The organism is Psychrobacter sp. 72-O-c (genome assembly GCF_904846605.1).
In the GTDB taxonomy this organism is placed as follows: domain Bacteria; phylum Pseudomonadota; class Gammaproteobacteria; order Pseudomonadales; family Moraxellaceae; genus Psychrobacter.
The window spans coordinates 1-7,651 of sequence record NZ_CAJHBI010000055.1 but is presented as its reverse complement, the minus strand read 5'-3'; the positions used below and the strand labels follow the sequence as shown (position 1 = coordinate 7,651).

At 44.5% G+C, this 7,651-nt stretch carries 6 protein-coding genes; 4 read left to right on the top strand and 2 right to left on the bottom strand.

Features of this window, described 5'->3' with window-relative positions; genetic code table 11:
* The first annotated feature begins 190 nt into the window (after nt 1–190).
* Both JMX97_RS13390 and JMX97_RS13385 read left to right on the top strand, forming a co-directional pair.
* Nucleotides 191–955 (top strand): YgfZ/GcvT domain-containing protein, encoded by a 765-nt coding sequence (locus tag JMX97_RS13390; protein WP_201558910.1) that lies wholly within the window; start codon nt 191–193, stop codon nt 953–955.
* Between the two features lie 159 nt (nt 956–1,114).
* Nucleotides 1,115–2,440, top strand: coding sequence for a D-amino acid dehydrogenase (locus JMX97_RS13385; protein ID WP_201558909.1), 1,326 nt, complete (start codon nt 1,115–1,117; stop codon nt 2,438–2,440).
* 145 nt (nt 2,441–2,585) lie between these two features.
* Here JMX97_RS13385 and JMX97_RS13380 read toward each other — a convergent pair whose 3' ends face one another.
* Both JMX97_RS13380 and JMX97_RS13375 read right to left on the bottom strand, forming a co-directional pair.
* Entirely contained in the window at nt 2,586–4,793 is a 2,208-nt protein-coding gene (locus tag JMX97_RS13380; protein WP_201558908.1) for a molybdopterin oxidoreductase family protein, read from the bottom strand.
* Between the two features lie 65 nt (nt 4,794–4,858).
* Nucleotides 4,859–5,590, bottom strand: coding sequence for a TetR/AcrR family transcriptional regulator (locus tag JMX97_RS13375; protein WP_201558907.1), 732 nt, complete (start codon nt 5,588–5,590; stop codon nt 4,859–4,861).
* A 189-nt stretch (nt 5,591–5,779) separates the two neighbouring features.
* Here JMX97_RS13375 and JMX97_RS13370 point away from each other — a divergent pair, with 189 nt between their 5' ends.
* Nucleotides 5,780–7,009 (top strand): NADH:flavin oxidoreductase/NADH oxidase family protein, encoded by a 1,230-nt coding sequence (locus JMX97_RS13370; RefSeq protein WP_201558906.1) that lies wholly within the window; start codon nt 5,780–5,782, stop codon nt 7,007–7,009.
* A 177-nt stretch (nt 7,010–7,186) separates the two neighbouring features.
* A partial coding sequence (locus tag JMX97_RS13365; RefSeq protein WP_201558905.1) for an IS30 family transposase occupies nt 7,187–7,651 on the top strand: 465 nt, incomplete at its 3' end.

The following is a 7,651-nucleotide window of genomic DNA, read 5'->3' as shown; positions in this document are numbered from 1 at the left end:
TAAGGAGACGTTGGCGAGCTCTGGGGTTACTCTCGGTCTTCGAGAGTTTGCCAAAGTCATGATCTTTTAGGGTATATGTTGGTATAGTCATAGCTGAATTATACTATATATTATGGGTTTGGTATTACTTCAATACTTAAATTAGTACTTAAATATTGAGTACTTAAATTTTATAATAAGGATAAAAAATATGAATGATTCTTTGAACCCCTCTCCTATGCCGCAGTTTCAACAGTTGACTATCCAAGGCGACGACGCCGAAAAATTCTTACAAGGCCAGTTAACTTGTGATGTGACCAAACTCGGCCTCAGTTATCAAGCAGCCGCTATCGGTAACCTAAAAGGTCGTATTGAATTTGGTATTTGGATTAAGAAACAAGCCGAAAAGCATTATGATGTGGTTATCAGTGCCGATTGTGCTGACGGCTTAAAAGCGCATCTCAATAAATATGGTGCCTTTTCGAAGTTTGAAACCAGCGCGCCGACACCGATTTACCCTTGCGTACTTGCAGATGAGCCCACCTTTAGCCATAAAGACACCCATAATACGCCAGAGGATACTCAAGCGTGGATGCAATCTAGTATCGCAATGGGCAACTACTGGATAACAAGCACTACCCAAGGCGAGTTTCAACCGCAAGAGTTGCGTCTGCATCAACGTGGCGGTATGGATTACGATAAAGGCTGCTATTTAGGGCAAGAAGTTATCGCCCGTATTTATTTTAAATCGGCACCCAAAGCATTTTTACATTATGTACAAGGGTCAAGCGACGTACCAGCAGAAGGCGAAAAACTGGGTAAAATTCAAGTGGTCAATGCGATAGCAAACGGCCAAGATACCCAGCAGGGTTTTGAAGCGCTAGTAGTGGCTCGTCCAGAACATCTTACTGACAGTGATTTAACAATAATGGAATTACCGCTAGCTCTACAAGCCGATGTTGCCCGCCTTAAGTAGAACATAGTTGGCAGATATTAAATAACGTCCGAATCTAGTCGAAACCAAATTATTCTGATACAAGAAAGTCGAGCGCAGATAGTACGCATATTACAGCAAGCAAGTTTGACACCGTAGTGGATTTACATGAGCTTGACTGTCTTAACTATAGAGAGTGATATGACACATATTGCAGTACTCGGAGCAGGCGTGGTGGGCGTGACCACCGCATGGTATCTTCGGCAAGCTGGCTATGACGTGACAGTGATTGATCGTGAGTCAGCAGCAGGAATGCAGACGTCATTTGCCAATGGCGGACAGATATCGGTATCACATGCCACGCCTTGGGCAAATCCCGCAACCCCATTAAAAGCACTCAAGTGGCTGTTTAAAGAGGACGCGCCACTACTGTATCGACTGCGCGCAGATAAGGCACAGCTCAAGTGGGCTATGCAATTTTTGCAAGAATGCCGCGCGGACAAAGCAGATGCCAATCTGGTACAAATGGTGCACCTCGGATTATATTCACGAGATACTTTGCAACAGCTGCGCGCTGATATTGGTATTAATTACGAACAGCAAGCGCGCGGTATCATGCACTTTTATACCAGTCAGACTGAGTTTAATGCCGCCATTGCACCGACTAAGCGCATGCAGGAATTAGGCTGCGAGCGTCACTTAATCGATATCAGTAATGCGGTCAGTCTAGAACCAGCACTCTACCCTATCGCTCACAAGCTCACTGGCGCGACTTATACTAGCCGCGATGAATCAGGTAATGCGCACTTATTTACTCAACGACTGGCGGAAAGATGCGTAAAAGCTGGCGTGCGGTTTATGTACGATACCGAGATTATAGCGCTCAATGCTGACGCCCATTCTACCCGTCCACATGTACATAGTATTACCATTCATCCAAAAGGTGAAAACGCCCAAACCTTTAGTGCAGACAGTCATGTATTAGCACTGGGCAGCTATAGCGTGCCTTTGGTCAAACCCTTGGGTATTCATCTGCCTATCTTCCCTGCTAAGGGCTACTCAGCTACCTATAAAGTCAATCCACGTGCGCCGCATTTAGCCCCCTTTATTAGCCTTATTGATGATGAATATAAACTGGTCATGTCGCGCCTAGGTGATAAATTGCGGGTGGCGGGAACGGCAGAGTTTAATGGCTATAATTTAGATTTGAATACCACGCGCTGCGAAGCTATTACTCACCGCGTACAGCAGCTATTCCCTAAAGGTATTATCGCTAATTCCGTTGAATACTGGGCAGGACTACGCCCTATGACCCCATCGAATGTGCCATTAATTGGGCGCGCGCACTGCGGTCAAGTTCGTCATGGTAGTCATAATAAGGATGCTACCTTTGATAATTTATGGTTAAATACTGGCCATGGAACGCTTGGTTGGACGCACGCTTGCGGATCAGCAAAAGCGATTAGTTTATTGATGCAAGGTGAAGTACCAGCAGTCGATTTTGATTTTATTGGTATAAAGGCTTAATAAATACCAGTTTAACGAACGACTTTAGCCCAATAGCTTAGGCACAATAGAAAGAATAACAAACGTAAAAAAGGCGCTTACTATAGGTAAGCGCCTTTTCAGTTTAAATTATTGATGAGCCTTCTAACTTCTAGATCAATGCCACTTAACCCAGTGCCTCAAGTTCAGTAGCCTCTAATTCATTTGTCTCTAGCTCATCTGCTTCTACCTTGATTGCCTCTAATTGCACCGGTACGCCGTTCACTGCCGCATTACCACTCAACTGATCGATTAAGGTATCGTCCGTCAGATCATTGACGCTGACGCCTGCATGCGCTTGGGCAATTTTTTGCTTAACGCCTTTGCGACCATGACCCCAGCCATGCGGAATACTCACAACCCCTGGCATGAGCTCATCGGTGACTTCTGCTGCAATAACAACGCTGCCTACTCGAGAGGTGACTTTTACGTCTTGCCCATGCTCAATGCTATGCTGCTGCGCCGTTTCAGGATGCAACATCAAGGTACAGCGTGACTTGCCTTTTACTAATCGATGGCTGTTGTGCAACCATGAATTATTACTACGCACATGACGACGGCCAATGAGTAGAATCTGACTGTCGTCATATTGCTGCATCATCTCTTTCACACGGTCTAAATCTGCTTGATAAAAATCAACATTAAGATGAATCTTCTTATCTTTGTGCTTTAAGGCTTGCGGTAACATACTTTTTAAAGGTCCTAGATCAATACCGTGAAGATTTTTTTTCAGCTTCTTTAACGTCATGCCTTCATAAGGACCACGTCTCAAACCTTGATCAAGCAAGAATTTCGGCCCTAAAACCTTGATTAACATACGCTCGGCTTTGGTTGCCAAAGGCACTTTTTTATTCAAGCGTTTCGCAAGCTCTAGGTAAATTTGCCAATCATGTCTTTCATTCTTTTTCTTACTGAACAATGCCTTCGAATATTTCGCCACATTATGAATGGCAAAACCATTAAAGGTAAGGTCGTAATGATCACGCTGTAGTGGGGATACTGGCGGCAAAATTATGTTGGCATGACGGCTGGTTTCAGTAACGTAGTAATCAAACGCTACCATGAAGTCCAGTTGCGAAAAGGCTTTGTCTAATTTTTCACCATTGGGAGTACTTAATACAGGATTACCAGCGACGCTGATGAATCCCTTCAATTGCCCTTCACCTTCTACCAGCATCTCATCAGCCATAGCCACTACCGGATACTCGCCATTAAAATCGGGCAAGTTACTTACTCGGCTGAGCCGCTTACCTAGATAGCCTGGGCCCGAATTATTAACGACATCGACCGCAGGGTTAGGGAACATTAAACCGCCAACTTCATCCAAGCGACCTGTCACGATATTGATTATCATAGACAGATACTGACTTAATAACCCGAACTCTTGCACCGATATGCCCATGCGGCCATAGCAGACTGAACTTTCAGCCTCACAAAACTCTTTCACTAGACGTTTGATTTCAACGGCCGTAATGCCAGTAATACTTGCCACTGACTCGGCGGTATAATCTTCAGCGAAAGATGCGATACGGTCGATTTCTGGCGCTAAAGCCGCCGCTCTATTATTTTTGGCATGTTCTTTAGCATAACCTTGTAAGTGGATTTCATTCAACATGGCCAGCAACAATAAGACATCAGTCGCTGGGCGAATAAAGTGATGTTCGCTGGCAATATCTGCTGTTTCCGTACGTCTTGGGTCAATCACCACCACTTTACCATCACGTGCTTTGATATCTTTTAGCTTCTGGCGCATGTTCGGCGCGCTCATAATACTGCCGTTAGAGGCGAGCGGATTACCACCAATAATCAGCATATACTGGGTACGATTGACATCAGGTACAGGAATGCGCAGCATGTGACCAAATAGATGCATGCTCACAATGTGATGCGGTAATTGATCGATTGAGGTGGCAGAGAAGCGACTACGCGTTTTTATACTGTGTAGTAAATGCTTAACCGTCAACATGCCTCCCAAGTTATGCACGTTCGGATTCCCCAGATAAATACCAAGAGCGTTTTGACCGTGCTGTTTCTGTACTGATTGAATACCTGCAGCCACTTTATCTAGGGCGTCCGTCCAGCTAATTTTCTTCCAGCCGTTAGCGGTTCTCTCGACAGGGTGGCGCAAGCGGTCAGGATCTTCATGCAAATCTTGCAGAGCCGTCGCTTTCGGACAAATATAGCCTTCAGAGAAAGGATCGTTTTTATCCCCTCTAATTGACAAGACTTTGTTGCCATCATGCTTTATTTCAATACCACACATCGCCTCGCATAAGTTACAGGTTCTAAAGTGTGTTTGCTCATTAGTTGTAGTCGCTGTGGCTGCTTTAGTCATTGTCGTGCTCCCTTTTATTCTGTGTTGATCCTAGTTTTCGATATTTAAATTACTTTTGATTGGCGTTACTTGCGTGCAAAAAAATGGATAAAGAGTGCGTTAAAATTCGTACTTAAAATGGTGATAGCTTGTTGTCTTGAGTAGCGCTCTTGATGACAGCCCAGTATTAATTCATGGACTTGTGCACTAGCGATATCGACACAGAGATTCACCTCAGTACGCTCAAAAGAACGCTTGGATAATTGTAACCCCTGAATAAATATGTGCGTCCACTCTTCTTGTATTTCTGTAATTAAGTTTCCTAGGCCTTTGTTTAATAAGCCTTTATTTTCTAAATCCTCGTTGACTAGGTTTTCTAGCTTTGTATTACAACGCGGGCGGTCTTCGATCAAATGTTGAAACAAGGCAATGTTTTTAAACGCCGAGTCAAAAATTAGGGTTAGGCACTGCTGGCAACGCTGACTGAACTGTTCTTTATTCAACGAATCATAATCTTTTATCATGTTCACCCAAGCCATACGCATGGATGATAAATAATTGTCTTTCAACTGTGCGCTTAATTCATTTTGCAGGGCATCCATGCTATCAAAATGATTGTAAAAGCTGGGTTGAGCGATGCCTGCGCCTTTAGCGACTTTATTCATGCTCATACCACAAGCGCCCTCCAAGCTGTAGAGCTGTAATGCACTCTTCAATAGCGCTTGACGCGTATTGGCTTTTGCCAGCTCGCGCTTCGATTCTACTGGTACTGATACTGCTGTCAGCGCTTTTGGATTTTGCTGTGCTAGTGCATTCAAATCTGATCTATCCCTGTCTAGTAAATGATTGAATCAAAGTTCAAGTAACTTGTTTGAGGTTACATAAAGCGATTATAAATTTATAAAGATTACTTCGACTATAAGGCTATAGTCATTTAAACTATAAGTCTATAGTTTAATTCATAGCAGAACTTATTTTTCACAAAACAACACCGTTAGGTTGCCATTATGACGTCAGCAGTTTTCACTCCTTTTTTACTCCCTTGTGGTGCCAGTCTCCCCAATCGCCTAGCCAAAGCCGCCATGGAAGAAAATATGGCCGATGAAGGACAAATTCCTGGCCCTGCTATTTTGCGCTTGTATCAGCGCTGGGCTGAAGGCGGTACAGGCTTATTAATCACAGGTAACGTAATGGTCGATGGCCGCGCTATGACTGGTCCAGGTGGTATCGTATTAGAAAAAAACAGTGATGTAGCCCCTTTCAAAGCTTGGGCTCAAGCTGCCAAGCAGAAGAATACCCAAGTTTGGATGCAGATTAATCACCCTGGCCGCCAAGTATATGCGGCTATGGGAGGCGATGTGTTGTCTCCTTCTGATGTGCCTCTTAATCTGGGAAAGCACTCTCACTTATTTAGTAAGCCTAGAGCCATGACCCACCAAGATATTGAGCAACTGATTCAGCGCTTCGTCGATACCGCTGTAAAAGCAGAACAAGCAGGCTTTGATGGCGTGCAAATTCATGCCGCTCACGGTTATCTAATCTCTCAATTTTTATCGCCACTAACCAATAAACGTGAAGATGAATATGGCGGATCTATTGAGAACCGTATGCGCTTATTGATTGCCGTTATCAAGGCTGTTCGTGCTCAAGTTGCCCCTAGCTTTGCGGTAGCCGTAAAAATAAATTCGGCTGATTTTCAGCGTGGTGGCTTCGATGCCAATGATGCAAAAACCGTTATTCTGGCGATGAATACGCTGGCCGTTGATTTGGTCGAGTTGTCTGGCGGCAGTTATGAAAGCCCAGCAATGCAAGGGTCAACCGCTGATGGCCGAACCTTGCAGCGAGAAGCCTACTTTTTGGACTTCGCAAAAGATATTGCGCAAGTGGCCACTATGCCTATTATGACCACGGGCGGTGTCAGGCGTTTAGCGATAGCGGAAGACGTATTGACTCACGGTATCGATGTTATCGGAATGGGAACAGCTTTAGCCATGAATCCTTCTTTGCCCAATGACTGGAAAAAAGATGAGCAACTCAGCGCTCACAACCCAAGGGTACAATGGAAGGACAAAACCTTGAGTGCTATTGCCACGATGGCAGTGGTCAAGCGCCAACTGCGACGTATGGGAGAAGGTAAGCCGCCTAAACCAAACGCATCACCGATATTCTCATTGATTAGTGATCGCATTCGAGTGAAAAAATTAACGAAGCGCTATCAAGGCTACTTAGCCAGATAACTCAGAACTTCATACTAGAAGAAGTATAAAAAAGCAGAAGTTCCATTTTTTGGCTTCTGCTTTTTATTTATTTTCTTAGATTAACACGTGAAGTGCAATTTCAAACAGCAGGTGAAAAAGAGGCCTAGATGCGCTAGCATCACAGTTTCTATCCACCACCAAAGTGAGATTGCAACCATGAGCTATACACATCTAAGCCTAGGGGAACGATATCAGATTTACGCCCTTAAAGGGGCCGAACACAGTATTAAATTTATAGCAGGCAAATTAAACAGAAGTCCCAGCACCATATCAAGAGAGCTTAGACGCAATAAAAGCCTACGAGGTTACCGACCAAAGCATGCAGACGATAAGGCTAAATTGAGGCATGCAAACAACGCCCTCACTATTGTCGCTCACGTCTGGCACTGGGTCACAGATAAGCTCAAAGAGAGTTGGAGTCCGGAACAAATAGCAGGCGTCCATGGCGGTATCAGCCACATGAGTATCTATCGCTACCTATGGACAGACAAAAGACAAGGTGGCGGGTTATGGCAGTGTTTAAGACGTAAAGCCAAACCTTACCGTCAAAGGCTGACTGACGAGACTCGTGGTCGCATCAATGATAGGGTCTCTATTCATAAGCGTCCGCAAGTAGTCGAG

Bases quoted from the DNA above. Each gene is read 5' to 3' on its own strand.
- JMX97_RS13390 (WP_201558910.1), top strand. From the start codon at position 191: ATGAATGATTCTTTGAACCCCTCTCCTATGCCGCAGTTTCAACAGTTG.
- JMX97_RS13385 (WP_201558909.1), top strand. From the start codon at position 1,115: ATGACACATATTGCAGTACTCGGAGCAGGCGTGGTGGGCGTGACCACC.
- JMX97_RS13380 (WP_201558908.1), bottom strand. From the start codon at position 4,793: ATGACTAAAGCAGCCACAGCGACTACAACTAATGAGCAAACACACTTT.
- JMX97_RS13370 (WP_201558906.1), top strand. From the start codon at position 5,780: ATGACGTCAGCAGTTTTCACTCCTTTTTTACTCCCTTGTGGTGCCAGT.